Raw genomic sequence first — 25,863 nt, forward strand, 5'->3', positions numbered from 1 at the left:
GCTTCTCCCGCAGCCCGTGCACCGGCGGTCGAGGACCAGCCCGGCCGGCGGCTCCGGGGGGAGCGGGCCGTCGGCCGGGCCAGGTGCCCGGCGGCCGTGCGGGGCCGGGGCCCGGCCTCCCGCGCGGGGCGCTCAGGGCTTCGGCGACTTCGAAGGGGCCGCGTCCCTCACGTCGGTCAGATAGGCCGAGACCACCACGTTCGCGGTGTAGGCCTTCGTCCGCTGGTCGTACGTTCCGCCGCAGGTGATCAGACGCAGCTCGGCGCGCCCGCGCTGCCGGGGTCCGTACGCCTTGGCCGCGTCGAAGTGGCTGCGCGGGAAGACCTGGATGTCGTCGATGGTGAACTCGGCGACCGAGCCGTCGGCCCGGTACACCTCGATGTGCTGGCCCGCGCGGACCGCGCTCAGGCCGTAGAAGACGGCCGGCTTGCTCTTGGTGTCCACATGCCCGACCAGGAGAGCCGCACCCACCTCGCCGGGCCGGATCCCGCTGTCGAACCACCCGACGGTGCCGGGCCGGTCGTACGGCGGCGGGTCGACCGCGCCGTCGCCGTCCAGGCCGCGCGGCACGACCGGCGCGGCCACGCCTATGGAGGGGATCTCCACGCGCTGCGGCGGCGCGCCCTTGAGCGGTGCGTGCGCGGGCGGCAGCGGCACGCCGAGCGGGCGGCCCACGGCCGCGATGTCGCCCGTGGTGGGCGCCGACGTACTGCCGGAGCCGGCGGAGGCGTCCCGGCCCCACAGCCACAGGCCGAGCAGCAGCACGGCCCAGGCGAGGCCGGTGATCGACCGCCCGCTGCCCCGTGCCGAGGACATCTCAGTCGCCGCCGCCGCGCCGGCGCCGCACGCTGCGGGACGCCACGGCGACCGCCGCGACGGCCGCGAGCGCGAGGCCGATCACCGCGTGCCGGGTGCCGGGGCCCTGCTCCTTCGCCTCGGCCGCGGCCTGCGTCGCCGCACCGCCGCCGCCCGCGTGCACGGGCCGGAACGGAGTGGCGTGGGAGTGGTCGCGATCGTGGTCCCGGTCCCGGTCGCCATGGACGACGGTGAGACGGCCGCTCGCCTTGCCGGAGCTGTCCCTGCAGTTGACCCAGATGTCGTAGTCGCGGTCCTGCGCGTCCAAACGGATCCGGCCCCGGGCGAACAGGCCGCCGTCGCTGGCGGGGTGGAAGCGGGCCTCCGCGACGAAGGCCTCGGAGGTGGCGGTCGCCTCCCGGCCGCTGCACACGCTGACCCGCAGATCCACCTCCCCACCGGGAGCCGTGGCGCCCGGGCTCACCCGCACCGATCCGTGCGGCTCGGACTCGGCCACCGCGGGGGACGCGGGCAGCACGGTCAGGGCGGCGGCCGCCATGGCCGCACAGAATGTGATGGTACGAATGCGCATCGTGAACCTCCTTGCAACCGAGATTCCCGTGCGCCCCCGCATTCCGCACCCCGAGGGCGTGGCGGCTGAGCCGGACGGCGGCACCATCCGCCCGGACGGGTCAGATCAGTTTCACCAGGTCCGCGATCGAGTCGACGATCTTCGACGGGCGGAAGGGGTACGACTCGACGTCCTCCGGCCGAGTCAGCCCGGTCAGGACCAGAAACGTCTGCATGCCCGCTTCGAGGCCGGCCAGCACGTCGGTGTCCATCCGGTCGCCGATCATGGCGCTGGTCTCGGAGTGCGCGCCGATCGCGTTGAGGCCGGTGCGCATCATCAGCGGATTGGGCTTGCCCGCGAAGTACGGCTTCTTGCCGGTCGCCTTGGTGATCAGGGCCGCGACCGCGCCGGTGGCCGGCAGCGGGCCCTCCTGGCTGGGGCCGGTCTCGTCCGGGTTGGTGCAGATGAACCGGGCCCCGCCGTTGATCAGCCGGATCGCCTTGGTGAGCGCCTCGAAGCTGTACGTACGCGTCTCGCCCAGAACGACGTAATCCGGCTCGTGGTCGGTCAGGACGTACCCGATGTCGTGCAGCGCGGTGGTCAGGCCGGCCTCGCCGATGACGTACGCGGTGCCGCCGGGGCGCTGGTCGTCGAGGAACTTCGCGGTGGCGAGCGCCGAGGTCCAGATGTTCTCCACCGGCACGTCCAGGCCCATGCGCATCAGGCGGGCGTGCAGGTCGCGCGGGGTGTAGATCGAGTTGTTGGTGAGGACGAGGAAGGGGCGGCCCGACTCCCTGAGCGTCTTGAGGAAGGCGTCCGCACCGGGGATGGGGGTGCCCTCGTGGATGAGGACACCGTCCATGTCGGTGAGCCAGGATTCGATCGGCTTGCGCTCTGCCATGGGTGCGGACTCCTGCGTTCTGCGCGGTCTTCGCGCGCTGCTGAGCGGTGAGCTGGGGACGCCGGCGCACCGCGCTGTGCGTTGCCGGCGCCCCCAGCCTAGTCAGGATCCGCCGATCCCGACCTGGTCGATCACCGTCCGGACCGTTCGGCTTCCGGGGCCGTCGGGTTTCCGAGGCCGTTCGGGTTCGGGACCGTTCAGCTTCCCGTGGCGGACTTCCACGCGTCCACGTACGCCGGCAGGTTCTTGGAGATGTCCATCCAGTCGGGCTGGAAGATGTCGACACCCTGCATCAGCTTGCCGAGCGCGACCGCGTTGGCGTCGGTGGCCTTGATGTCGGTGCGGGCCGTGAAGCCGCCGCCGATCTCGCTGACCTCCTTCTGCGCCTCCTCGCTGAGCATGTAGTCGAGGAGCTTCTTGCCGTTGGCGCTGTGCGGGGCCTTGCTGACCAGACCGGCCGCGTACGGCAGCCCGAAGGAGGACGGCTTGGTGCCGCTCGCGGTGCCCGGGAACCAGATGCCGAGGTTGGGCATGGTCTTGGCCTGGGCGTAGTTCATCTGTACGTCGCCGTTGGCGGCGAGGAGCTCACCCTTGTCGACCTTGGGCGCGAGCTTGCCGGTGGAGGCGGACGGGCCGACGTTGTTGGCCTGGAGCTTGCGCAGGTACTCCATCGCGGCTTCCTTGCCGCCGAAGTCGTGCATGGCCTTGATGACGAGGGCGGTGCCGTCGCCCGCGACGCCCGGCGTGGAGTACTGGATCTTGTTCTTGTACTTGGCGTCGAGGAGGTCCTCCCAGTTCTTGGGGGCCTCCTTCAGGTCCTTCTTGTTGTAGATGAACCCGAAGTAGTTGTTGACGACCGCGGTCCACATGCCGTCGGGCGACCTGGCGCCGCCGTCGACCTTGTCCGCGCCGGCCGGTACGTACTTCTGGAGCAGCCCCTTGTCCTGGGCCTGCTGGATGAACGGCGGCAGGGTGACGAGCACGTCGGCCTGGGTGTTGGACTTCTCGCGGACGGCGCGCTGCACCATCTCGCCGGAGCCGCCCTCGACGTACTTGACCTTGATGCCGGTCTTCGCCTCGAAGTCCTTGAAGACCTTGTCGTACCAGCCGTCGCCCTTCTCGCCCTTGAGGCCGTCGGCACTGTAGACGGTGACGGTCTTCGCGCTGGAGTCGGCGGAGGAGTCGCCGCCGCAGGCGGACAGGGTGGCGGCGAGGACGAGGCTGCCGGTGACGGCGGCGACCGGCTTGAGCGCGGTGAGGGTGTTTCTGTGCATGACGTTCGGGACTCCTGGGATTCTCGGGTCAGCGGAAGGAGGCTTTGGTACGGATGCGGGAGACGGCGAGCAGGACGAGCAGCGTGGTCCCCATGAGCACCACGGCGACGGCCGCGCCGGTGAAGAGGGAGCCGCGGTCGGTGGCCGCGAAGATCTGCACCGGCAGCGGGGTCCAGTCCGGCGGGTAGAGCATCATGGTGGCGCTCAACTCGCCCATGGACAGGGCGAAGCAGAGACCCGCGGCGGCCGTCAGGGACGGCAGCAGAAGCGGCAGCTTCACCCGCCAGAGGACCAGGTACGGCCGGGCGCCCAGACTGGCGGCGGCCTGTTCGTACATCGGGTCCAGACGCAGGATGGCAGCCGAAACCGACTGGTAGGCAAACGCCATGACAAGAACGGTGTGCGCGAGGATCACGATCCAGCGCGTCCCGTTGAGCAGCACCGGCGGCTTGGAGAACGCGACGAGGATCGCGAGCCCGACGACCACCGACGGCACGGCGACCGGCAGCACGAAAAGGGCGTCCATGAACCGCCGCCCGCCCTTCTTCAGGGCGGCCGCGGCGAGCGCGGCCCACGAGCCGACGGTCAGCGCGAGGACGCTGGCCGCGAGCGCGGTGATCAGGCTGGTGGTGAGCGCCTGGAGGGAGTCTCCGGTGGTCGCCGCACCGTAGTTGCCGGTGGTGAACCCGGACGGGAAGGCGCTCGACCAGCTCGTCGCGAACGACGCGGCGACGATGACGAGCAGCGGCAGCGCGAAGACCGGCAGGAACAGGACGAAGAAGACGATGTACGTGGCCCAGCGGCCACCCCGGCTATGCACCAACACGACGGCTCACCACCCGGTAGAGGCCGTAAAGGCCAACGGAGATCGCGATGTTGACGACGGCGACGACACAGGCGGCCGGATAATCGGACTCCAGGATCGCCTTGCTGTAGACGAGCATGGGGAGCGTGGTGACCCCCTTGGCGCCGGTGAACAGCACGATCCCGAACTCGTTCAGGCACATCACCAGAACCAGCGAGCCGCCCGCCGCGAGCGCGGGCAGCGCCTCGGGAAGAATCACCCACCGTACGATCCTGGCCGGTCGCGCCCCCAGCGAGGACGCCACTTCCAGCTGGGCGGTGTCCAGTTGGGAGAACGCGGCGAGCAGCGGGCGCATCACGAAGGGCGTGAAGTACGTGATCTCCGCGAGCAGCACCCCCCAGGGCGTGGTCAGGAACTGGAAAGGCCCACTGTGCGCACCGGTGGCATCCGTCCACAGCCCGTTGGCCATGCCGACGGTGCCGTAGATGAAGAGCAGCGCGAGCGTGATCAGAAAAGAGGGGAAGGACAGGAACACATCGATGAACTTGGCGACGGCCTTCCCTCCCGGGAACGGCACGAACGCGATGACGAGCGCGAGCACGAACCCGAGCACGAGACACCCGACGGTCGCCCCGACGGCGAGCCAGACGGTTGTCCCGAGCGCCTCCCGAAACGCGGACGAGGCGAATACGTCGGCGTAGGGCTGAAGCGAGGTGCCGCCGGTGTCCGGGGTGACGGACTGCTGAACGACGAGGGCGAGGGGGTAGAGAAAGACGGCAGCGAGGACGGCGACGGGGGGCAACGCCCACAGGAGGGTGGGCACTTGCTTCTTCCCGCCTTGCTGCGGGCCGTCGTTCCGCGGGGCGATGGGGACCCCTCCCCCGCCCTTGAGGCCTCGGGGGAGGGTGGACACAGCCCCCGCCGGCTTCCCGCGCCCCGCGCTACCCACCGGCCACCCCCGCGCCCAGCAGCACCGCGTCTTCGCGCGCGAAGTGCAGGGTGACCTCGTCCCCCAGCGCCGGGGTGACCCGGAGTTCGCGGACATCGGCCTTCACGCGGTGGCCGGCCACATCGACGTACAGCCGATGGGTCGCCCCCCGCCACTGCACCTCCGCGATCTTCCCCCGCAGCGCATTGGGCCCGGGCCCGAGCCCGACCAGATGGGGCCGCACACACAGCGTGGCCATGGCCCCCCAGGCCGCCTCCTCCGTGGCGACGGACAGCTCGGTGTCCCCGAACAGCACGGACCCCGCCCCCACCCGCACCGGAAGCAGGTTCGCGTTGCCCACGAACGACGCCGTGAACTCCGTACGCGGCCGCCGGTACAGGTCCTGCGGACTCCCGCAGTCCTGGAGCCGCGCCTGGTCCATGACGGCGATGCGGTCGGCCAGGGTGAGCGCCTCGACCTGGTCGTGGGTGACGTACAGGATGGAGACGTCCGGCAACTCCCGGTGCAGCCTGGCCAGTTCGGTCAGCATCCCCGAACGCAGCTGAGCGTCCAGCGCGGAGAGCGGCTCGTCGAGCAGGAGCACGTCGGGCCGGATGGCGAGCGCGCGGGCGATGGCGACGCGCTGCTGCTGCCCGCCGGAGAGCTCGCGCGGATAGCGCTTGGCGTACGAGTCCATCCCGGTCATGGCCAGCGCCTCGGCGACCCGCCCGGGGATCTGCCCCTTCGCGACCTTCTGCGCCTTGAGCCCGAACGCCACGTTGTCCTCGACCCGCATGTGCGGGAAGAGCGCGTACTGCTGGACGACCATGCCGATGCCGCGCTGGTGGGGCGGCAGGTGGGTCACGTCGCGCTCGCCGATGAACACCCGCCCCCGCACCGGCCGGACGAACCCGGCGACGGCGCGCAGCGCGGTGGTCTTGCCGGAGCCGGAGGGCCCGAGCAGGGCCATGACCTCGCCGGGCTCGACGGTGAGGTCGAGCGAGTCGAGGACGACGTTGCCGTGGTAGGCGACGGTGACGCCGTCGAAGCGGATGCCGCTGCGCACGGCACCCGGCGGAGCAGCGCCGCTCACTTCCCGGCCTCCAACTCGCCTATCAGATCCGGGAGTTCAGCGACGGATCCGAGGACATGGGAGGCGCCCGCCTCGGCAAGGGCCTGGTGCCCGTGGGCGCCGGTCAGCACCCCCGCGACGATGCCCGCCCCGGACCGTACGCCGCTGAGCATGTCGTACGAGGTGTCGCCGACGACCGCGACGTCGCGCACCGAGTCGACCGCGCCGGTGCGCAGGAAGGCGCTGAGCACCATGTCGGGGTACGGGCGGCCGCGGCCTCCGGCGTCGGCCGGGCACAGGGTGAGCGGGACGAGGTCCTGCCAGCCGAGGGCCTTGAGGATCGCGTCCTGGGTGACACGGGCGAAACCGGTGGAGAGCACCACCGTGCGCCCTTGCGCCTTGAGCTGCTCGATGGCCTCGCGGGCGCCCGGGACCGGCGCGATGAGCCCGCCGTCGACGAGCGTTCCGTACGCCTCCTCGAAGGCGGTGTTCGCGGTCTGCGCCTTGGCCTCGTCACCGAAGAGGTGACGGAAGACCGAGATCTTGGACTCGCCCATGGTGGCGCGGACGTAGTCGAGCATGGTGGCATGCTCGGCCGAGCCGGCCTCCACCCCGAGCCGCCCGGCGGCGCTCGCGAAGGCCCGCTCGACGAGTCCGCCGTCGGCGACGGTGGTGCCCGCCATGTCGAGCACGACCAAGTTGTACGCGTTCACTGCCGTCACCTTCGCGGTGGACTCCTTCATGGTGGTCAACTCCCTTACCAGCCCAGCTCGTTCGCGGTCTTCTCGGCGATGGCCGGGGAGCACGTCATGCCGCGTCCGCCGGGCCCGGTCACCAGCCACACCCCGTCCCGCACCTGCTGGCGGTGCACGACGCGCGAGGTGTCGGTGCACTGGGCGTAGACCCCGGCCCAGCGGCGCTGGATCTTGGGGAGCGGCCGGCCGAGGAAGGACTCGACGACCCGGACGAGGTGCTCGTACGGCTCCTCCAGGACGTCGAAGGCGAAGGGGTGCTCGTACTCGTGGGTGTCGCCGATGGTCAGCCCGCCGTCCTTGCGCTGCACCATGAGGAGCTGCATCCTGTGCGCGGCGGCGGTGGGGTCCTGCGCCTGCCCGGCGTTGAGCGCGTCGAGGGCATCGCTCGCATACGCCGGGTAGTAGCGGAAGCTGTCGGCGTCGGCGACGGAGGTGGTGAGCGGCTCGCCGAGCGGCGCGGTCTGCATCATCTGGAGCCGTACGCGGCGCACGGGCAGGTCGGGCACGAGCTCCCGCACGAGCCCGCCGAGCCAGGCCCCCGTACAGAGGACGACGACGTCACCGCGGTGCACGTCCCCGTGATCGTCCCGGACGGCGTTGCCTCCCATGACCTCGCGGACTTCTCGTCCGCCGAGGTAGGTGTACCTGCCGGACGCCAACAGCGCTTCCTTCAGGGCGAGTTGAGCGGTACGGGGTTCGACGGCGGCGTCGCGCTCGCACCACAGGGCGGCGGAGAACGCGCCGCGCAGGGCGGGGTTGAGGGCGCGGGCCTCGTCGGCGCCGAGGAGCTTGTAGCCGCGGGCGGCGGCGTCCTCGCGGGCCAACGCGGCCTCGGCGACGGCGAGTTCGAGGTCGGTGCGCAGCGGGGTCAGCGAGCCGTTGGGCCGGAACCCGAGGCCGGGGACGCGCTCGCCGATCCCCTCCCAGAGTTCGCGGGCGCGGAGCGCGGTGTCCAGTTCCTCGCCGCCCGCGCGGCCGCTGACCCATATCTGGCCGAAGTTGCGGAGCGAGGCGCCGCGGGCCTCGCTCTCGCGCTCGATGTGTACGACCTCGTGGCCGCGTTCCACTGCGTGCCAGGCGTGCATGGTTCCCACCACGCCGGCTCCAACGACGATGACTCTCACGGCGGCAACGGTCCTCGGGGCGGGTGTCCCGCGCCGGTCCATCCGGCAACGCCCGGGTGAACGGCCCCCCAAGCTTGGCCTAGACCCGTTACGTTTCCGTTACCGGGTGCCTCGGGATGCCGCACTCCCCTGGGGCTGCGCCCCCAGACCCCGGGAAGCCCCACCCCGCCCCTTCCCGAAACCCGCCGGGGGTTGGAGTAAGGGTGAAGCCGGTTCTCCTGGGGCTCCGCCCCAGACCCCGTTCGCGCCTGAAGGGCGCTCGTCCTCAAACGCCGGACGGGCTGAAATGCCTCCCGTGCCGGCCAGCACCGACGCCGCCAGGGGCGCGGGGAACTGCGCGATCGCCCCCGACGGCCCGCAGTCGAAAACCCCGCCCAAACCCCGCCCCCCGCCGCGCCGCTACCGCCCAAGGTGGGTCGTAAAGGAGAACCGGTCGCCCCGGTAGAGGGTGCGAACCCTCTCCAGGGGAGTGCCGTCGGCGTCGCGCGAGACCCGGTGGATCAGCAGCATCGGCAGCGCGGGCGGGGTGCCGATCAGCAGGGCCTCCCGCGGCGTGGCAAGCACCGTTTCGATGCGCTCGTCGACGTCCCCGAGCGTGACCCCGAGCCGGTCGCGCAGGTAGGCGTAGAAGGAGGAGTCCGGCGTGAACTCCCTGTCCAGGTCCGGCATCCGCGAGACCGCCGCGTACGTGCTCTCCAGACCCATCCGCTCGTCGTCGGCGAGCAGCACGCGCTCCATGTGCCAGACCGGCTCGCCCCGCCTCAGCCCGGTCTCGGCGGCGAGCGCGGGCGGGCAGGGGAAACGTTCGAGGGTGATGAGGTGACGTCCGGGCGTACGGCCCTGGCGGCGCACGCCCTCGGTGTAGCTGGCCAGCGAGAGGGGCTGTTCCAGCTTGGCACCGGCCACCACCGTGCCCCGGCCCTGGCGGCGCAGCCTCCCTTCGAGCAGCAGCTCGCGCAGCGCCTGACGGACGGTCTCCCGGGCGACTTCGTAGCGCAGCGCCAGGTCGCGCTCGGTCGGCAGCAGGTCGCCCTCCCCCAACTCGTCGATGAGCAGGGCGACTTGGGCCTTGACGGCGTAGTACTTCGGGATGCGCCCGTGCTCCGGGATGCCGGAGCGGATGGGGGCGCCGGGCGCCTGATTCTCGGGGTAGCCGGTCAGGGAGTCGTACGGGGTGTCGCTCAGCGAGCTCAAGGAGTCGTTCAGGGCGTCGTTCGGGTTTTCCACAGGGGCGATGCTCGCATGAGCACGTGAACAGCCGGGGTCGCCGCCCTGCTCAGCGGCGGCGCCGGAGGCGGAACCGGCGCGGCGCGGCCACCAGGGCTCCGCCCGCGAGGAGGAGTACCGCGGAGACGAGGCCGAGGCGGGCGAGCGCGCTGCCCCGGCCGGTCTCGGCGAGCTCGGTGTCGATCTGGTGCAGCAGGTCGTCCTCGGCGACGATGTCGAAGCGGTAGTCGGCGGACTCCCCCACCCACTGGCCGTTGGTGCCGCGGCGCTGCACGATCGCGGCGTTGGCGGTGATCCGGTCGGCCACGGTGTCGGCGGTGAAGCCGAGCCGTACCGGCACGGTGAGCGTCTTGCCCGCGCCGATGACGAAGCCGGGGAAGCCGTCGTCGAAGACGCCGATGTGCTCGTCCTCGTCGGTCTTGAGGAACGCCACGGAGTGCTTGCGTCCGGTGGCCGGGTCGTCGAACTCCATCCGGATCCGGTCGTTCTTGAGGGTGCGGTCCCGGTCGACCAGGACGAGGACGGGATGGATGCTGTCGCAGTCCTCGTGCGAGGTGTTGGTGAGGTCGAGGGACCAGGACTGCCTCGCGCCGCCGGGGTGGTACTCGGCGGGCCCGCCGTGGATCTTCGTGTCCAGCGGGAACGCGGAGCCGGTCCGGCCCGCGCAGAAGGGCAGTTTCACGTTGAGCGGCGGTTCGACGGGCATCGCGGTGACGACCGGCTTGAGCGGCGCGACATTGTGCCGGCCCGACGGGAGCCCGCCGCCGTCGTCGGCCGCGGCCGCCCCCGCGAGCGGGGCGATGGTGGCGGCGGCCACTGCGGTGACGAGGGCAGTGCGCAGTCGCATGAGGGGCCTTTGCTGCTCGGGGCGTTCGGGGCTCGGGGGCGCCGCCCGTCCGGAGCAGGCGCCTCCCGGTCGGTCGGACCCGGTCGTGGCCCGCGAGCCTGCCACGCGTCCGCGCCCCGCCTCGCGCACCCCGCCCGGGAACGCCGGGACACGCCGGGGAAGACCGCCCTATCAGCCCAATATCGGGCCTTCGTATGGGCGTTCCGGACGGGTGCGTTCTCGTGGGGGGGCGCATCGGCCCTACGCCCGCGGGTACGCCACGTTCGCCCGCCCGAAGACCGGCACCAGGACCAGCTGGGCCGCGCCCTCCGCGACGGCGTGCGGGCCCCCCGCGGCCGGGCGGACCGGGACCTCGGGGGCGCCGCCGCGCCGGGCGCGTTCTCCGACGACCGCGGCCACACCCCGTACGAACGTGTCCTGGTCGGCGGTGACCGTGCGGCCGCCGAGCAGGATCTCGTCGATGTCGAGCAGTCCGACGAGGTTGGCCGCGCCCACCCCGAGGAAGCGGGCCGCCGCCGCGATGTCCCCGCGGGCGACCGAGGCCAGGCACAGCGCCTCGATGCAGCCCCGCCCGCCGCAGCCGCACGCCGGCCCGCCGAGCAGGATCGTCTGGTGCCCGAACTCGCCCGCTCCGGTACGGGCGCCGCGGTGCAGCGCCCCGCCGAGCACGAGCCCGGCGCCGAGTCCCGTACCGAGGTGGAGGTACGCGAACGAGCCCGCCCGGGTGACGGCGCGCAGGGCGAGGCCGAGGGCGGCGGCGTTGGTGTCCTTGTCCAGGAAGACCTTCCGGCCGAGCCGCTCGGCGAGCGCGTCGCGCAGCGGGAAGCCGTTCCAGTGCGGGAAGCCGGTGACGCGGTGCAGCACCCCGCTGTCGTGGTCGAGCGGGCCCGGCATGGCGACGCCGACGCCGAGCACGCGCCGCCCGCCGGTCAGCGCCTCAGCCTCGGCGGCGGCCGCCTCCACCACGCACGAAGGCTCCGCGCCGAGGTCCAGCGGTACGGTCCTGGCGCCGACCAGGGTGCCCGCGAGGTCGACGAGGACCGCGGTCAGCTCGTCGCGGTCCAGGTGCAGGCCGATGGCGTGCGCGGCGGACGGCACCAGCTTGAGCACGGTGCGCGGCTTGCCCCCGGTGGAGGCGCGGCGGCCCGCCTCGGTGGCCGTGCCCTCGTCCCGCAGCCGCGCGGTGATCTTGCTGACGGCCTGCGGGGTGAGCCCGGTGCGCTCGGCCAGCTCCAGCCTGCTGATGCCCGCCTCGCCCGCGGCCCGCAGCAGGTCGAGGACCAGCGCGGCGTTGTGGTTGCGCAGCGCCGGCAGATTCGCACCCGTATTGCTCCTGTTCACCGACCCATTGTCCCTCTTGCTTGCACTTTGGCAACAGCGTTGCTTAAGTGGTTGGCATGAAGGATCCCATGAACGCTCCCCAGACCGACGGCCTCCGCGTGGGACTCGTGGGCTACGGCCTGGCGGGCTCCGTCTTCCACGCCCCGCTGATCGCCGCGACCGACGGCCTCGTCCTCGACACGGTCGTCACCTCCAACCCCGAGCGCCGGGCGCAGGCCCGCGCCGAGCACGGCGAGGACCTGCGCGTCGCGAACTCCCCCGAGGAGTTGTACGACGCCGGCCTCGACCTGATCGTGATCGCCTCGCCGAACAAGACGCACGTCCCGATCGCGACCGATGCGCTCAAGGCGGGCCTGCCGGTCGTCGTGGACAAGCCGCTCGCCGGCACCGCGGCCGAGGCGCGCGACCTCGCGTCCCTCGCCGAGGAGCGCGGCCTGCTGCTCTCGGTCTTCCAGAACCGTCGCTGGGACAACGACTTCCTGACCCTCCAGGCGCTGCTCGCGGACGGCGAGCTCGGCGAGATCCAGCGCTTCGAGTCCCGCTTCGAGCGGTGGCGGCCCCAGCCCAAGGGCGGCTGGCGCGAGTCGGGCGACCCGAACGAGATCGGCGGGCTCCTGTACGACCTGGGCAGCCATGTCGTCGACCAGGCGCTCGTCCTGTTCGGCCCGGCGCTGCGCGTCTACGCGGAGGCCGATGTGCGCCGCCCCGGCGCCCAGGCCGACGACGACACCTTCATCGCGATCACGCACGCGAGCGGCGTCCGCTCCCACCTCTACGTCAGCGCGACCACCGCCCAACTCGGCCCGCGCTTTCGGGTGCTGGGCTCGTCGGCGGGCTTCGTGAAGTACGGACTCGACCCGCAGGAAGCCGCCCTGCGCGAGGGCAAGCGGCCTTCGGCGGACGAGCCCTGGGGCGTGGAGCCGGAGTCGATGTGGGGCCGGGTGGGCTCGGGCGAATCCCCTCAGACGGGCGGCGGCCGCCCCCTGCGGACGATCCCGGGCGACTACCCCGCGTACTACGCGGCGATCGCGAAGGCCCTGCGCGAGGGCGGCGAACCCCCGGTCACCGCGCATGAGGCGGCGGCGGCCCTGGACGTCCTGGAGGCGGCCCGCCGCTCGGCCCGCGAGGGCGTCACGGTGGAGCCGGCGCTGTGAGGGCCCGGGACACGGCGGCCCACCGGGAGGCGGGGGAAGGGGGCCCGGTGGCGGACACGGTGTCCGCCCTGGAGGCCGAGCAACAGCGGCTCGTACTGCGGCAGTTCAGTTACGAGGACGCCTGGGAGCTGGGCATGCTGCTGCGCACCCTGGCGGTGGAGCGGGAAGCGCCGGTCGCGATCGACGTACGGCACGGGACGCGGCAGGTGTTCCGCTGCGCGCTGCCGGGTTCCAGCGCCGACAACGACGCCTGGATCGACCGCAAGCGCCGGGTCGCCGAACGCTATGCGGCCCCGTCGTTCCTGGTGGGCGCCCGCTTCCGCGCCAAGGGCACGACGTTCGAGGAGTCGTCCCGCCTGGACCCCGACTCCTTTGCCGCACACGGGGGTTCGTATCCGGTGACGGTGGAGGGGGTCGGAGTCGTGGGCACGGTCACGGTGTCGGGGCTGCCGCAGGCGGAGGATCACGCGCTGGTGGTGGAGGCGCTGGGGAGGCTCAAGCAGGGCTGAGGCCGGTGCGGGGACGCGGAGCCGCACCGGCCGACCGAGCCGTCAGGCCAGCTCGGAGGTGTCGAGGTCGAAGCCGAACGGCTCGGGGAGGGCGAGCTTCGTACCGAAGGCGGCCTTGGCCACGTGCAGGTAGCGGCCGCCCTCGGGCTCCCAGTGCACGGCAGCCTCGCCCCGGTGGCGGTCGACGAGCAGATAGACCGGCAGCCCGGCCTGGGCATACGCGTCGCGCTTGTCGACCCGGTCCACGTCGGCGTCCTGCTCGCGCCCGGATGTCACCTCCAAAACGAGGAGGACGCCCGAGGGGTCTGCCCAGGAGGGCTGCCCCTTGAAATACCCGTCACGCGCAACCGCGCCGTCGGCCCTGATGCGCCCCGCCCGATAGGCGGGAACGGCCAAGCCCCGCTCCTCGTACAGCCAGAGGTCGGGGCGCTCGGCGATGATCTGGCGTGCGATGACCCGCGCAGCCTCTGAGTGGTCGCCATCCGGTGCCGGCGTCACCAGCAGCCTCCCGCTGATCAGCTCGACGTGGTAGCCCTCCGGCGCCGCGGCATCGAACGCTTCGAACTCCTCAAGCGTCATTTCGGACTGCGCAACGGTCATCGTGCCCTCCTTAAGGATTCCAGCCTAAGCGTCTTTCAGGGCCTGCCGCTGCCGTCCCAGCCCCTCGACCTCCAGTTCTACGACATCCCCCGCCCGCAGATACGGCTTCGGCTCCGGCTGCCCCATGGCCACCCCCGCCGGGGTCCCCGTGTTGATGACATCGCCCGGGTACAGCGTCATGAACTGGCTGACGTAGCGGACGACCTCCGTCACGGGGAAGATCTGCTGCGCCGTCGAGCCGTCCTGCTTCGGCTCCCCATTAACCCAGAGCTTGAGCGAGAGGGCCTGCGGGTCCGGGATCTCGTCCCGGGTGACCAGCCACGGGCCGAGCGGGTTGAACGTCTCGCAGTTCTTGCCCTTGTCCCACGTGCCGCCGCGCTCGATCTGGAACTCGCGCTCGGACACGTCGTGCGAGACCGCGTACCCGGCGACGTACGCCAGCGGGTCCTCGTCGTCGCCGATGTAGCGCGCGGTGCGCCCGATGACGACGGCGAGCTCGACCTCCCAGTCGGTCTTGACCGACTTGCGCGGCACGAGCACCGTGTCGTTCGGCCCGACCACGGTGTCCGCCGCCTTGAAGAAGATGACCGGCTCGCCCGGAATCGCGGCGCCGGTCTCCTCGGCGTGGTCGTGGTAGTTCAGCCCGATGCACACGACCTTGCCGATCCGCGCCACCGGCGGACCGATGCGTACCCCGGCGTCGTCGAGTGCGGGCAGCACGCCGGTGTCGGCCGCGGCCCGGATCCGGTCCAGGGCGAACTCGTCGGCGAGCAGCTCGCCGTCGATGTCCGTCACCAGGCCGGACAGGTCCCGCAGGGTCCCGTCGGCGTCGAGCAGCGCCGGACGCTCTTCGCCGGCGTTGCCTGCACGCAGCAGCTTCATGGTCAGTCTCCCTTGGTCGAGCCGGGCCCGGCCGATGGGTAGCGGCCATCGGAGGATCGTCCGATCCTCCAAGGAAGACGTCCACTCCGCAAGACCCCGTTCACAAACTGGACCGTAACCAGGGTCCGGGGTGCTATGCGGCGGTCGCCAGGGCAGCAGGCGCGGGCAGCATGTCCTTGTAGAGGAAGGCCCGCTCGACGGCGGTCCAGGTGGTGCTCGTCACCACGTACAGCGCGGCGGCGAGCGGCACCACCGCGACCGTGAACAGCGTGGCGAAGGACAGCAGCGGTATGAACTTGCTCATCGCCGCCATCCCGGGCACCGCGTCCTGCCCGCCCGGCGCGGCGACGGGCAGCGGCGTGGCCGCCATCTGCCGCTTCATCCGCCGGTAGTTGAAGGTGGCCACGGCAGCGACGATCGCGAACAGCACGAGGTAGACCAGGCCGCGCGCCCCGAACACCCCGCCGTGCGCGAGCGCGGCCGTCCAGTTCACGCCGAGCGGGGCGGCGAAGAGCGTGTGGTCGAGCAGGGCGTTCGCCCTGCCGCCGATCCGCGTGCTGGAGAACAGGTGGTAGAGCAGGAAGAACGCGGGCATCTGGAGCAGGCTGGGCAGGCAGCCCGACAGCGGCGACACCTTCTCTGCGGCATGCAGCTCCATGACCGCTTTCTGGAGTGCCTTGCTGTCCTTGCCGTGCTTCTCGCGCAGCGCCGCCATCTGCGGCCGCAACTTGGCCTGCGCCTTCTGACCCCGCGCCGCCTGCCGCGACAGTGGGTGCACCGCGAGACGTACAAGAGCGGTGAAGAGCACGATCGCGGCGGCCGTCGAAGCACCGTGGAAGACCGGTTCGAGCAGGCTCGCGAGGTGCTCGGCGAGGCTCGCGAAAGCACTGAAAAGGGACGTGAACATGAGGGAGCCCTCCGGGGCGTCTCGTCAGGAATGCACGGCACAACCCGTGCGGTGACACGGATGTCGGCGTGACGAGCCGGGGAAGGGCAGAGCGTTACGAAGGTGCCCCTACGCGGCCGTCGGGACGAGAGCCCCGGGCGCTCGGGGCCGGGGCCGCCCGGAGGCGTCGGGGTCGCGCTGTGACAGGAAGGCGGCGCGCCGCTCCCGGTCGCGGATCGCGGTACGCACCCTGGTGCGGGCCACCTGCGGCACCGCGCGCGAGGCGAGCGTCGCGCACACGGCGAGCGCGGAGCCGGCGGCTGCGGTCGCGGCGAGCGCGACGGCGGCCGAGAGCATGCCGCCCTCGACGAGGACGGCCTGGGCCAGCAGGAAGAGGAAGAGGCCGAGCAGCGGCCGGGCAATGCGTGCGGAACGTGTCAGTACGCCGCCCATGCTGCCCTCCCTCACTCGACCGCAGTCGTTCAGCCGCAGGCACTCATGCGCTGCGGATTTCCCTCCAGCCGTTATACACGACGCCTTGCCGGGGGTCTCCACCCGAGCGGATCACGTCACTGCGGCTGATTTTCGAGGGGCTGCAGCAGTCGCCGGGGGGCTCGCAGCGCGCGGCTCACCGGGTCCGCGGCCGGGCCGAGCCCGGGGCCGGGCCGCATCTCGACGTCCTCGGGGTCGATCGCCCGCCCGCACGTCCGGCACTCCCCGTACGACCCGAGCTCGGTCCCGCACTCGGCGTGGTGGAAGGTCCGCATCGGCCGCGCGTCCGGGTTGAAGGCCCGCCCCCAGAGCCCGAGCGCCCGCAGCGCCGGCCACAGCGCACGCCCGAGCTCCGTCGGTACGTACTCGTCGCGCGGCGGCGACTCCTGATAGCGGCGCTTCTCCAGGACCCCGGCCTCGGTGAGCGACTGGAGGCGGGCGGCGAGCACGGCCCGCGGGATCTTGAGATGGACCAGGAAGTCGTTGTAGCGGCGCACGCCGTAGAGCGCGTCCCGCACGACGAGCAGCGTCCAGCGCTCGCCGACGATCTCCAGCGCGCGGGCGATGGAGCACTCCTGCGCGGCGTAGTCGTAGTCCTTGCCGAGAGCCATGCGTCCGAGTCTACTCGGGTGGGTTCACTGAACGAACCTTCGATGCTAAGGTCGGACACAGCGAAGGTTCATTCACTGAACCAGCCATGGACAAGGTCTCCGACTCGCCCCGAGGGAAGCCATGACGCAGGCAGTACGCACCGCCACGACGCCCGCCCAGGCCCCCGGGACCGGCGGCCGGCCCGGCGCCACGCTCGCCGTGACCAGCGCCGCCACCGCCGTCGCGCTGATGAACTACACCGCCCCGATGCTCACGCTGCCCGGCATGACCGCGTCCTTCCACACCGCGCTCTCCGCCCAGGCCTGGCTGCTCAACGGCGCACCGCTCGGCCTCGCCGCACTCCTCCTGATCGCGGGCAGCCTCGCCGACGACCACGGCCGCCGCCGGGTCTTCCTCGCCGGCACCCTCGCCCTCGGCCTCACCATGGCGCTCGGCGCGCTCGCGCCCACCACCCTGACCTTCACCCTCGCCCGCGTCGCCCAGGGCATGGCGTCCGCCGCCATCCTCGCGAGCAGCCTGGGCCTGCTGGTCGCGGCTTTCCCTGTGGGCCCCGCACGTATCCGCGCCACCGGAGTGTGGGGCGCCTTCGTCAGCGGCGGCATAGCCCTCGGCCCCCTCCTCGCCGGCTGCCTCGCCACCCTCGACTGGCGTCTGGTGTACGGGGTCCTGGCCGTCCCGGCGCTGGTCACCGCCGGGTTCGCGCTGCGCGCCCTGACCGAGTCGCGGGCCCCGCGCGGCGGCCGCCCGGACGTCCCGGCCGCGCTCACGCTGGGCCTCGCGTTCACCACCCTGATCGGCGCGCTGACCCTGGGCCGCGACGGCTGGCTGCGCCCCTCCGTGCTCGCCCTGCTGCTCGCCGCCGCCGCCCTGACGGCCGCCTTCGTGCACGTGGAGCGCCGCGCCACCACCCCCATGATCGACCTGGCGCTGTTCCGCCGTCCCGAGTTCCTGGCGTCCTCCGCGGGCGCCCTGTTCACCGGCCTCTCGGTGATCGGCTTCTTCAGCTATCTGCCCGCCCTGCTCAGCCGGCTGCTCGGCGTCTCGCCGATGAACACGGCCTGGTTGTTCGTCCTGTGGTCCGGCACCGCGTTCGTGGTGGCGCTCCAGGCCAGGCGCCTGGCGGGCAAGGTCGCCGCCCGCCACCAGCTCGCCATCGGCTTCGTCCTGCACGCGGCCGGAGTCCTCGCCATGCTCGGCGCCCTCGCCTCCGGCCCGCTGCTCCGCCTGCTCCCCGGCCTCCTCGTCGCGGGCATCGGCAGCGGCCTCCTGAACGCCGCGCTCCCCCGCCTCGCCGTCGAGTCGGTTCCGGCCGACCGCGCGGCGATGGGCTCGGGCGCCAACAACACGGCCCGCTACATCGGCTCGTCGGCGGGCGTCGCCCTCACGATCGCGGTGGCGCCGGCGGGCCCGGACACGGTGATCGCGGTGTCGGCGGCCCTGGCGGTGGCCGCGGCCGCGCTGACGACGGCCCTGCGCTCACGGCACTGAGACCGCTCATGCCCGCAGGGAGGCGGGCTTCACGTCCGTACGGTCGCGGGCTTCACGCCCGTACCGTCGCGGGCTCCTCGTCGAGGATCGGATCGCGAGCCAGCACGTCGCCCTCGACCGGCGCCCCCTTCGGACCGAGGTACGAAAGGGCAAGCGCCACAAGGAGGTTGAGGCCGAGCGCGATGATCCCGGCGTTGACTCCCCACACCGGATCGTGATCGGTGAACACGAACCCGCACACCGTCCCGACCCCGACCGCAAGCCCCGCGAGCCCGCCCACCAGAGTCAACTTCCGCCACAAAAGCCCCAGAAGCAGCATCGGCAGAAGCTGTGCCATCCCCTCGTACGAGATCAGCGAGAGCCGTACGAGGGTGTTGGGCGCGGTGTACGTCATGAGCAGGGCGAGCGCGCCCGCGACGACCACCACGACCTGCGATGCGCCCTTCTGCCGCTCCCGGAGCCGGGGCACGAGCGAGAGCACACTGCGCCCCCACATCGTGCCGATGACCAGCATGAACACCGCCATCGGCACGATCGAGGAGAGCGCCGCGGCCACCCCGACGACCCCGACGGTCCAGGCGGGCAGCGAGTCGACGACCAGCTTGAACAGCGCCAGGTTGGAGTCGGCCCCGGCAAGCCCCGGCACGACGAAGACCGCCGCCATGCCGAGCAGCATGGGCACGAAGAGCAGCACGTTGTAGGCGGGCAGCAGCATGGCGTTGCGCCGCAGGGCATCGGCACTGCGCGCCCCGAGATACCCGGCCACCGTGGTCGGAAAAATAGCAACCGTGAGGGAATTGAGAACAGACGTGGTGGCGAACCACGCCTCCCCGAAGGCTCCGCCGTGTCCCGGCAACGTGAGCCAGTCGCTCTTCTCGCTCACGACCCGGTCGAGGAAGTCCCCGTACCCGCCGAAGTAGTGCAGCGGCACATAGATCGCGAGGAAGGCCAGGGTCGCGATGACGAGCACGTCCTTGAGCACGGACACCCAGGCACTGCCGCGCAGCCCGCTGACCACCACGAACCCGGTGGTCACGGCGAAGGCGATGAAATAGGCCCAGTTGAGCGAGACAGCACCGTAGGACATGGTCGAGACGACCACGCCCATGCCGGTGATCTGCAACTGGATGTACGGCAGCAGGAAGACGGTGGCGAGCAGCGCGACGAGCGCACCGACCCAGGGCCGCCCGTACCGGTGAGCCACCATGTCGGTGATCCCCACAAGCCCGTGCTTCCTCGCGTAGTCCCACAACATGGGCCCGACCACATATCCCACGGCATAGCCGCACGACAGGTAGGCGACCACATACAGAACCGGGGCGCCGTAGTTGTAGCCCCAGCCCGCGGCACCCAGATAGCTGAAACTGGTGTAGCTCTCGCCCGCCATGAGCAGCCAGATGAACCCTGTCCCGAGGCTCCGCCCACCGACGGACCACTCGGCGAGCCCGCCCCCGCCGCCCCCACGCCCGCGGACCGCGAAGAGCCCGAGGGCGACGGTGGCAACCATGAAGCCACCGAAGATGGAAGTGGCGACACCGGCGTTGCTCATCGGGCGCTCCCCCTCTTGTCGCCCCTCCAGGTGAGCCAGATGGCGAGTGGGGTGACCAGCGTCGCGATCAGCAGCCAGAGGAAGAGGAAGGGCAGCCCGAAGACCACGGGCCGCACCTTGTTCACGAAGGGCAGCGCCCCGAGGTACAGCAGGTAGGGCACCCCCAGCCAGAGCACATGAGATCGACGACGACGCATGTCCGAACGCTAGCGCGGACGGCTCGCCCGCAACTTGCCCCACACAACAAGCCGGTAGGTGGAGGTGAACTCGGGCGTGCAGGTGGTGAGCGTGATGTAGTGCCCGGGCGCGCTGTACCCGTACGAGGGCTTGACGTCACTACGGGGAACGGCGGCTATGGTCCCGCTGTCGCGAGCGGAAGTCTGGGGCAGCACAGAGTCGACAACATACGTAAAAACGCTATCCCGAGTCTCAACAATCACCTGGTCACCCGCCCTCAACTCATTGATGTAGCGAAAGGGCTCCCCGTGGGTGTTTCGATGCCCGGCGAGCGCGAAGTTGCCGACCTGCCCCGGCTGGGCGCTCTGCACGTAGTGCCCGACGTACCCCTTGTCGAGCACACCGGCCTTGCTGATCCCCTGGGCGACGGGCGCGGTGACCCCGATCCGGGGAATCCGGATGACGGCGTACGCCTGGTCACCGTGCGGGGTGATCTTCGCACCGGAGACGGCCTTACCCCCGGAGGGGTGAGGGGCGCCGGGGTCGTCCCCGACGGCGACCTGCTCGTCCGGCGTCGAGCTCGAAGGGGCCGGACGAGGGGATGCCGGGGATGCTCCCCACTCCCGCTCCAGGGAATGGACCGTGCGCCCGGCCTCGGCGCGGGCCTCCCGGTTGGTCCACCAGAGCTGGTGCGCGACCAGCAGCAGCACGAGCAGCCCGAACGTTACGGCGAGCTCGGCCCCGGCCCACAGCCCCCGGGCCGCCCAGGCCCGCCGGGCGCGTCCGCCCTGCACCATCACCGGTATCCCTGTGCGCACGGGCGCAGAGTAGGTGCCGCCACCACAACTCACCAGGCCTTCAACGGCACAAACTCCACCCACCAGGGCCGGAAGCGCCCTCCGCCGGGCCCCCGTACAGCAGTACGGTGTCCCTCATGCGCCCCGACACGCCTGCCGATCACACTGCCGAAGCCGAGCGTCTGCTGCGCACCGCGGCGCAGTACCCGGAGGACCACGAGCCCCTGCTCCTGCAGGCCGCGGCCCACCTGGAACTCGCCGGCGACCGCCCGAAGGCGACCACGCTCTACGACCGTCTGCTGGCCTCGAAGGTGGATCACCCCCACCTGGTGAAGGCGTTCAAGGCCGCGAACCTGTGGGAGTACGGCCACGAGCCGGAGGCCCGCGCCATCATCGAGGGCATCCGGGCGGCGGCCCCGCTGGACCCGGCGGCGTGGGAGATCGTCGCCGAGACGCTGGAGGCCCACGACGAACTGGACCTGGCCCACGCCTCGTTGACAACAGCGCTGACCATGCTGGGAGTCGGCGAGGAGGTGGTGGACGTAACAGGCATCCCCTACAGCACGCAATCACTGCTGACGACCCGCCACCGAGTACGCCGCCTGCTCGCGCTCGCGCACGACACATGGGACACCCTGGCGGACGAGCTGCACACGGCGCCGATCACCCTGGACGAACTCCACGACCCGAAGCGCCTGTGGTCGCTGGGCTCGGAGGACCCGGCCGAGCTCCAAGCGGAACTTGCCCGCTTGCGCGCGGAGTTGGGCAGCTACCGGGCAGCCCTGTCCCGCCCGTTCCCGGTAGCCGTCCTGCACTGGCCGGAACCGGAACTGGACGAACTCCTGACGGCGTACCCGGAGCTCCAGTCCGAATACCCCACGCACGCGGCCCACTTGCTGGACATCGAGGCGTCCCTGCGTGAACTGGCAGCAGCCGGCACCCCGAACCTGGGCATCGTGACAGCCACGGTCCCCTCCTACGAGGCCTTCGCCGCCTCGGAATCCTCCTCCCCGGCGAACGCGGACCTCCTCCCCCAGTACGCGACGACGCTGGCAGCCCGCGGCCGAGCAGTGGCGTGGCCGCCGGGCAGGGGGGCGGACTGCTGGTGCGGGTCGGGGGTCAACTATGGGGACTGCCACGGGGCTGGCTAAAGACCCTGGTGCGGCCGGTGAGCCCAGACCACCGGCCGCTGGGCTGGCTGCCAGCTACCTAGCCAGTCCCCACTCGCGGGCCAGTGGAGACCCACCCCACGCCTCGCTGGTCTGCCAGACAGAGGCGATGCCGTGATCCTCCAGATATCCCGAGTACACCCCTATCTCCTCCGAGAAGAGACCAATGAGGTGAGGACTCCGCTGTTGCGGATACAAGAAATACCTGTACTCGTAGAGTTGCCCAACCGCTTGCCGGACGGCTTCCGTAGGGTTGCCGTTCCGGACAATCTTCGCCTCGACCAACCACTCGTCAGCACCCTCAGCCTCCGCCCCATGACGTGAGAGAACGAGGTCTTTGGGGTGCTGACCATCCGTCTTCGCGGCATACCCGCACGACGCGGAGTGGATGGCGAAGTCCTCAATGAGTCTTTCGTGGCTCCGACGCTTCACCTGCTGCTTGGCCTTGATGTTGGCTACGTAGTCAGAACTGTCCTTCGGCTTGAACCCAGCCAACGGATCATTGTTGCCATCGTGGCTAGATGCCTCGTAGCCAACTTCAAGAGTCTGGCTACTGTCCCCGAACCACCACGCTTCGTTGGCCAACTCCGCACTTCGAAGAAGGTCGACGGCGTGCATCAAATCCCCCTGCAGAACGACTTCGTCAGGCAGCTGATCCGTCGCGTAGGTCCGTGCGATGACGCTAGCGGCCTCGTACGCCCTCGGTCTGGTACTTCCGTCACGGAGAGAAGGCTCATCTACCCATCCCTGCCGCCGCTGGGTCGCCACCGCCCGTCGAAGTCGCGAGGCATGGCGTCGCAGATGCTCCTCACGCGCCCGACCCTTGCCTAGGCGCTTCTCCAGCGAAGTGATGCCCTGCTGCAAGGTCAGGGCCACGTCCCTCAAGTCCGCGCTGAAGATGTACGCCAAATACAGGCCCCGCTTCGGATCGCTGTTACCCCGTGAATCAAACAGCCCGATCCAGGGAGTAGCCGCAGGGGTGGTCTGCCCGCCGTGGCCTTCTGCGGCGAACCCTGGTGGAAGGAGCAAGTCAGTCCGCTTGGCGACCTCCCGGAGCACCCGTTGCCCAGGAACCTCCCTGCGCGACCCCGCGCGTCGGTCGTACTTGTTCGCAACCTCACTGAGCAGTTCGCGTATCCCCATTCGCTAAATCTAGTCGAGAGCCCGAGGCCCTGTGTTCGATATTGATCACCAACGGCCACCCGCTTCTCAATGCCGAGGGAACGCAAGGAGAGTTGGCAGCGCACCTGCCCTGGCAGTCAACCCGTCACCACTCGCGTACTTCATGCCCACGGCATACCGCAGGGAGCAAGAAGACAAAGCCCCGACCGCCCCCGCGAGTTCAACCAAAGCAACCACCACTTAGCTGCCCGGCGCGTCCGCCTCGAAGTGCACCTGTGCGCGAACCAGAGCGTCATCCGCGTCACAGCCATGGGCTCGCAGCCAGTGCAGGAGATCAACGATCAGGCCGATGGCAGCCTCCTCCGCCACCGCAACGCTGAGCCGACCGAGGCCACTTGAGCGCACCTGACGTACCGAGTCGTACCGCGAGAGGCACTGCTCTGCCCGCGCAACCCTGGGTCCCCCCACATGCCCACCCGTGGTCGCCAGGTCCGTGGCCAGCTCACACCACACCACCTTGGAGTCCGCGCGCAGGATCACACCCCAACAGAGCGCGAGGGCATCGACAATGGCCAGGCCCCGGCCGCCCTCGCTCGCTTCCTGGGCGGCGAGGAGCGTGGGAAGTGCCCGCGTATCCGGATCATGGATCTCGATGCGCAGGCGCGTATCGCTCATGGAGACAGCCAGAGTCGTGGGCGTCCCTACACCGACGTGGTTGATGACGTTGGTAACCAACTCCGTGACACACATCTGGGCAGCTTCGACCACATCCGGCAGCCCCCACAGGGACAGGTGCAGGCTCAACACCCTTCGCAGTCCGGCGACTTCGCAGGGCTCCGCACTGAAAGGGAGATCCCACGGCTTCCGCCGCATGCATTCACTGTCGTAGAAGATCACGCCCGCCTACCTCCCTGACCCGACGACGCCGCAAGATCGACGCCCCAATGGATGGCTCATGACCAACGTCGCCATCCGTAACTCCGAGTGAGACGATCGCACTGCCCATCCCGCCATGCAATGTGCACACAGGGATTCGCTCCATCGAGTGATTGGCGATCCGCTGGACTTCCGATGGGATGGAACTTCCCCTAAGCACCTAGGAGTTGAGATAGCTGGTTCGCCCACTGCTCGCCGCCGCCGGTTGGCGATCGAACTCAAGAAGCTCCGCGAGGAGAGTGGCCTGACCTGCAACCAGATCGGCGAGGCTCTGCACTGGAGCGGCTCCAAGGTGAACCGGCTTGAGACGGGCAACGGGCGCGTTCAGCCCTCGGATGTCGATGCCCTGTGCAGGTTCTACTCCACCTCCGAGGAACTGCGTGAACTCCTTATGGCGCTGGCCAAGGACTCGAAGGTCCGCGGCTGGTGGCAGGCGCACGGCACGGGGGTTCCGCCTTGGTTCGCTGGGTACGTCGGCTTCGAGCAGGCGGCTTCGGATCTGCGGCAGTACCAGTGCGAGTTCGTGCCCGGGCTGATGCAGACCGCCGAATACGCAGCAGAACTACACCGTGCGACCAACCAGATGACGCCCGAGGATCTGGAACGAGCCGTAACGGTGCGCATGGAGCGGCAGTCCCTGCTCACGCAGGAGGGCGCGCCGGATGCGTGGTTCATCGTCCATGAGGCCGTACTGCGTCACGTCGTCGGCGACATCAAGCTGATGTGTGATCAGCTCGAACGCATGCTGGTCGTAAGCGCTTTGCCGAACGTAACGCTTCAGGTCCTCCCCTTCACTGCCGGGACCTATCCAGCCACGGGCGCCTTCACCATCCTCGGATTTCCCGAGCAGGAAGATCCCGACCTCGTGTATCGCGATGGCATGACCGATGCCACGTACCTGGACACGCTGCATGATGTAGCGCAGTACACCAAGGCCTTCGACAACCTTCGGGCCCTCGCGTTGAGCCCGTCCCGCTCGACGCACCTCATGAGAAGCGCGATGGAGGAGCACTCCCGATGAACACCAAGCCCCGCCCGTGCAGCGCCGACGGATGGTTCAGGAGCAGCTACAGCAATGGGTCGGGAGGCGAGTGCGTTGAGGCGTCCTTCGGCTTCGGTGCGAGCTGTGCCGTACGTGACTCGAAGTGGGCCGAGGGGCCCCGGCTGATGTTCCGCCATGGCGCCTGGGGTGCATTTGTGGATGCCGTACGGGCAGAGCAGCTCAGCTAAGGCAGGGCTTCGGCACGCGGGGCTCCTCACCACCCCGCACACCCCCAGACCCCCTAGAAGCCCCGCAGGGTGTGCGCGTTAGCCTCAAGGAAACCGCACTCCAGGAGGCAAACCATGGCAAAGGTTCCCGCAACTGCAATCGCTGCCGGCGGGCTCATCGGGGGTTATGGGGTTGCCCGGTGGACCAAGAAGCGGCCGCTCGGTGGGGTCGCGCTTGCTGCGGCTGGGGCCGTCGCGGCTCGGCAGTGGCAGCAGGCGGCCGGGACGAAGGCTGCCGTCGGGCTCACCACCGCCTACGTCGCCGCCTTCGCCGGGTCCCACCCGCTGGCCAAGAAGGTCGGCGCCTGGCCCTCCGTGTTCGGCGTGGCCGGGGCCGTTGCCGTCGCCTCCTGGGCTGTTACTCGTAACGTCGCCGAGTAAGCGAGCGGAAGAAAGCCGGGGAGAAATCTCCCGGTCCGTTGAGCAGAGTCCGCCCCGCATCCGTACCTAGGGGCAACTCCCCACGGTGGTCGGGCGCATGGCCGTACGGCAGGGACAGGCCTGGCGGTCATGCGCCCGATGGATTCCAGGGACCCCGGAGATTCCAGAGATCCCCAGGGTTCCGACAGGAAACAGGAACC

29 protein-coding genes are annotated in these 25,863 nt (G+C 70.5%); 7 read left to right on the forward strand and 22 right to left on the reverse strand.

Going from position 1 to position 25,863, the window contains the following annotated elements; translation table 11 throughout:
• Window positions 1-132 precede the first annotated feature (132 nt).
• From ABD346_RS29090 to ABD346_RS29145, 12 genes are all read right to left on the reverse strand, one after another.
• Window positions 133-816, reverse strand: coding sequence for a class F sortase (locus ABD346_RS29090; protein ID WP_344378936.1), 684 nt, complete (start codon window positions 814-816; stop codon window positions 133-135).
• 1 nt (window position 817) lies between these two features.
• Complete coding sequence (locus ABD346_RS29095) at window positions 818-1,387, reverse strand: hypothetical protein (RefSeq protein WP_344378938.1); 570 nt, start codon at window positions 1,385-1,387, stop codon at window positions 818-820.
• A 100-nt stretch (window positions 1,388-1,487) separates the two neighbouring features.
• Window positions 1,488-2,267, reverse strand: a complete 780-nt coding sequence (locus ABD346_RS29100; protein ID WP_267053038.1) for an HAD-IIA family hydrolase — start codon at window positions 2,265-2,267, stop codon at window positions 1,488-1,490.
• 197 nt (window positions 2,268-2,464) lie between these two features.
• A complete protein-coding gene (locus tag ABD346_RS29105; RefSeq protein WP_344378939.1) occupies window positions 2,465-3,541 on the reverse strand; it encodes a 2-aminoethylphosphonate ABC transporter substrate-binding protein in 1,077 nt (358 codons plus the stop codon).
• A gap of 28 nt (window positions 3,542-3,569) precedes the next feature.
• Window positions 3,570-4,367 (reverse strand): ABC transporter permease, encoded by a 798-nt coding sequence (locus ABD346_RS29110; protein ID WP_344378940.1) that lies wholly within the window; start codon window positions 4,365-4,367, stop codon window positions 3,570-3,572.
• Entirely contained in the window at window positions 4,354-5,214 is an 861-nt protein-coding gene (locus tag ABD346_RS29115) for a 2-aminoethylphosphonate ABC transporter permease subunit (protein WP_344379123.1), read from the reverse strand. The genes ABD346_RS29110 and ABD346_RS29115 overlap by 14 nt, the downstream gene beginning before the upstream one ends.
• A 73-nt stretch (window positions 5,215-5,287) precedes the next feature.
• Window positions 5,288-6,367 (reverse strand): ABC transporter ATP-binding protein, encoded by a 1,080-nt coding sequence (locus ABD346_RS29120; protein ID WP_344378941.1) that lies wholly within the window; start codon window positions 6,365-6,367, stop codon window positions 5,288-5,290.
• The gene (locus ABD346_RS29125) at window positions 6,364-7,089 is read right to left on the reverse strand and encodes an HAD family hydrolase (protein WP_344378942.1); all 726 of its coding nucleotides are present in this window, start codon (window positions 7,087-7,089) and stop codon (window positions 6,364-6,366) included. Before ABD346_RS29125 ends, ABD346_RS29120 begins: the two co-directional genes overlap by 4 nt.
• A gap of 14 nt (window positions 7,090-7,103) precedes the next feature.
• Window positions 7,104-8,225, reverse strand: coding sequence for a TIGR03364 family FAD-dependent oxidoreductase (locus ABD346_RS29130; protein WP_344378943.1), 1,122 nt, complete (start codon window positions 8,223-8,225; stop codon window positions 7,104-7,106).
• Window positions 8,226-8,624: 399 nt separating this feature from the next.
• On the reverse strand, window positions 8,625-9,386 hold the full coding sequence (locus ABD346_RS29135) for a GntR family transcriptional regulator (RefSeq protein WP_344379124.1): 762 nt from the start codon (window positions 9,384-9,386) through the stop codon (window positions 8,625-8,627).
• A 115-nt stretch (window positions 9,387-9,501) separates the two neighbouring features.
• Window positions 9,502-10,299, reverse strand: a complete 798-nt coding sequence (locus ABD346_RS29140) for a hypothetical protein (protein ID WP_344378944.1) — start codon at window positions 10,297-10,299, stop codon at window positions 9,502-9,504.
• Window positions 10,300-10,539: 240 nt separating this feature from the next.
• Window positions 10,540-11,640 carry an ROK family transcriptional regulator gene (locus tag ABD346_RS29145; RefSeq protein ID WP_344378945.1) on the reverse strand — a complete coding sequence of 367 codons (1,101 nt, stop codon included), beginning with the start codon at window positions 11,638-11,640 and terminating at the stop codon, window positions 10,540-10,542.
• Window positions 11,641-11,708: 68 nt separating this feature from the next.
• On the opposite strand from ABD346_RS29145, the gene ABD346_RS29150 reads away from it, so the two are divergent.
• Both ABD346_RS29150 and ABD346_RS29155 read left to right on the forward strand, forming a co-directional pair.
• The gene (locus ABD346_RS29150; protein WP_344378947.1) at window positions 11,709-12,794 is read left to right on the forward strand and encodes a Gfo/Idh/MocA family oxidoreductase; all 1,086 of its coding nucleotides are present in this window, start codon (window positions 11,709-11,711) and stop codon (window positions 12,792-12,794) included.
• A 47-nt stretch (window positions 12,795-12,841) separates the two neighbouring features.
• A complete protein-coding gene (locus tag ABD346_RS29155) occupies window positions 12,842-13,303 on the forward strand; it encodes a heme-degrading domain-containing protein (protein WP_344378948.1) in 462 nt (153 codons plus the stop codon).
• A gap of 42 nt (window positions 13,304-13,345) precedes the next feature.
• On the opposite strand, the gene ABD346_RS29160 is transcribed toward ABD346_RS29155, so the two are convergent.
• The 5 genes from ABD346_RS29160 to ABD346_RS29180 form a co-directional block, all read right to left on the reverse strand.
• On the reverse strand, window positions 13,346-13,903 hold the full coding sequence (locus ABD346_RS29160; RefSeq protein ID WP_344378949.1) for a Uma2 family endonuclease: 558 nt from the start codon (window positions 13,901-13,903) through the stop codon (window positions 13,346-13,348).
• A gap of 24 nt (window positions 13,904-13,927) precedes the next feature.
• Entirely contained in the window at window positions 13,928-14,785 is an 858-nt protein-coding gene (locus ABD346_RS29165; RefSeq protein ID WP_344378950.1) for a fumarylacetoacetate hydrolase family protein, read from the reverse strand.
• Window positions 14,786-14,918: 133 nt separating this feature from the next.
• Window positions 14,919-15,692, reverse strand: a complete 774-nt coding sequence (locus ABD346_RS29170) for a YidC/Oxa1 family membrane protein insertase (protein ID WP_344378951.1) — start codon at window positions 15,690-15,692, stop codon at window positions 14,919-14,921.
• 108 nt (window positions 15,693-15,800) lie between these two features.
• Window positions 15,801-16,124 carry a DUF6412 domain-containing protein gene (locus ABD346_RS29175; protein ID WP_344378952.1) on the reverse strand — a complete coding sequence of 108 codons (324 nt, stop codon included), beginning with the start codon at window positions 16,122-16,124 and terminating at the stop codon, window positions 15,801-15,803.
• 116 nt (window positions 16,125-16,240) lie between these two features.
• The gene (locus tag ABD346_RS29180) at window positions 16,241-16,774 is read right to left on the reverse strand and encodes a winged helix-turn-helix transcriptional regulator (RefSeq protein WP_344378953.1); all 534 of its coding nucleotides are present in this window, start codon (window positions 16,772-16,774) and stop codon (window positions 16,241-16,243) included.
• A 121-nt stretch (window positions 16,775-16,895) separates the two neighbouring features.
• On the opposite strand from ABD346_RS29180, the gene ABD346_RS29185 reads away from it, so the two are divergent.
• On the forward strand, window positions 16,896-18,263 hold the full coding sequence (locus tag ABD346_RS29185) for an MFS transporter (RefSeq protein ID WP_344378954.1): 1,368 nt from the start codon (window positions 16,896-16,898) through the stop codon (window positions 18,261-18,263).
• 52 nt (window positions 18,264-18,315) lie between these two features.
• Here ABD346_RS29185 and ABD346_RS29190 read toward each other — a convergent pair whose 3' ends face one another.
• From ABD346_RS29190 to ABD346_RS29200, 3 genes are read right to left on the reverse strand one after another with little or no spacing between them, the layout of a single operon-like run.
• On the reverse strand, window positions 18,316-19,812 hold the full coding sequence (locus tag ABD346_RS29190; protein WP_344378955.1) for a sodium:solute symporter family protein: 1,497 nt from the start codon (window positions 19,810-19,812) through the stop codon (window positions 18,316-18,318).
• A complete protein-coding gene (locus tag ABD346_RS29195; protein ID WP_344378956.1) occupies window positions 19,809-20,009 on the reverse strand; it encodes a DUF3311 domain-containing protein in 201 nt (66 codons plus the stop codon). Before ABD346_RS29195 ends, ABD346_RS29190 begins: the two co-directional genes overlap by 4 nt.
• Before the next feature lie 9 nt (window positions 20,010-20,018).
• Complete coding sequence (locus ABD346_RS29200) at window positions 20,019-20,786, reverse strand: class E sortase (protein ID WP_344379125.1); 768 nt, start codon at window positions 20,784-20,786, stop codon at window positions 20,019-20,021.
• A 137-nt stretch (window positions 20,787-20,923) separates the two neighbouring features.
• Here ABD346_RS29200 and ABD346_RS29205 point away from each other — a divergent pair, with 137 nt between their 5' ends.
• Window positions 20,924-21,937 carry an SEC-C metal-binding domain-containing protein gene (locus ABD346_RS29205; RefSeq protein WP_344378957.1) on the forward strand — a complete coding sequence of 338 codons (1,014 nt, stop codon included), beginning with the start codon at window positions 20,924-20,926 and terminating at the stop codon, window positions 21,935-21,937.
• A gap of 54 nt (window positions 21,938-21,991) precedes the next feature.
• On the opposite strand, the gene ABD346_RS29210 is transcribed toward ABD346_RS29205, so the two are convergent.
• Both ABD346_RS29210 and ABD346_RS29215 read right to left on the reverse strand, forming a co-directional pair.
• Window positions 21,992-23,098 carry an MrcB family domain-containing protein gene (locus ABD346_RS29210; protein ID WP_344378958.1) on the reverse strand — a complete coding sequence of 369 codons (1,107 nt, stop codon included), beginning with the start codon at window positions 23,096-23,098 and terminating at the stop codon, window positions 21,992-21,994.
• A gap of 219 nt (window positions 23,099-23,317) precedes the next feature.
• The gene (locus tag ABD346_RS29215) at window positions 23,318-23,950 is read right to left on the reverse strand and encodes an ATP-binding protein (RefSeq protein WP_344379127.1); all 633 of its coding nucleotides are present in this window, start codon (window positions 23,948-23,950) and stop codon (window positions 23,318-23,320) included.
• Between the two features lie 235 nt (window positions 23,951-24,185).
• Here ABD346_RS29215 and ABD346_RS29220 point away from each other — a divergent pair, with 235 nt between their 5' ends.
• The 3 genes from ABD346_RS29220 to ABD346_RS29230 all read left to right on the forward strand — a co-directional run bounded on the left by ABD346_RS29220 (window position 24,186) and on the right by ABD346_RS29230 (window position 25,663).
• Window positions 24,186-25,034 carry a helix-turn-helix domain-containing protein gene (locus tag ABD346_RS29220; RefSeq protein ID WP_344379128.1) on the forward strand — a complete coding sequence of 283 codons (849 nt, stop codon included), beginning with the start codon at window positions 24,186-24,188 and terminating at the stop codon, window positions 25,032-25,034.
• Window positions 25,031-25,243 carry a DUF397 domain-containing protein gene (locus tag ABD346_RS29225; protein ID WP_344378959.1) on the forward strand — a complete coding sequence of 71 codons (213 nt, stop codon included), beginning with the start codon at window positions 25,031-25,033 and terminating at the stop codon, window positions 25,241-25,243. Before ABD346_RS29220 ends, ABD346_RS29225 begins: the two co-directional genes overlap by 4 nt.
• 114 nt (window positions 25,244-25,357) lie before the next feature.
• A complete protein-coding gene (locus tag ABD346_RS29230) occupies window positions 25,358-25,663 on the forward strand; it encodes a hypothetical protein (RefSeq protein WP_344378961.1) in 306 nt (101 codons plus the stop codon).
• The last annotated feature ends 200 nt before the right edge of the window (window positions 25,664-25,863 follow it).

Origin of the sequence: Streptomyces mauvecolor, from assembly GCF_039532965.1 — a bacterium.
Taxonomy (GTDB): domain Bacteria; phylum Actinomycetota; class Actinomycetes; order Streptomycetales; family Streptomycetaceae; genus Streptomyces; species Streptomyces violascens.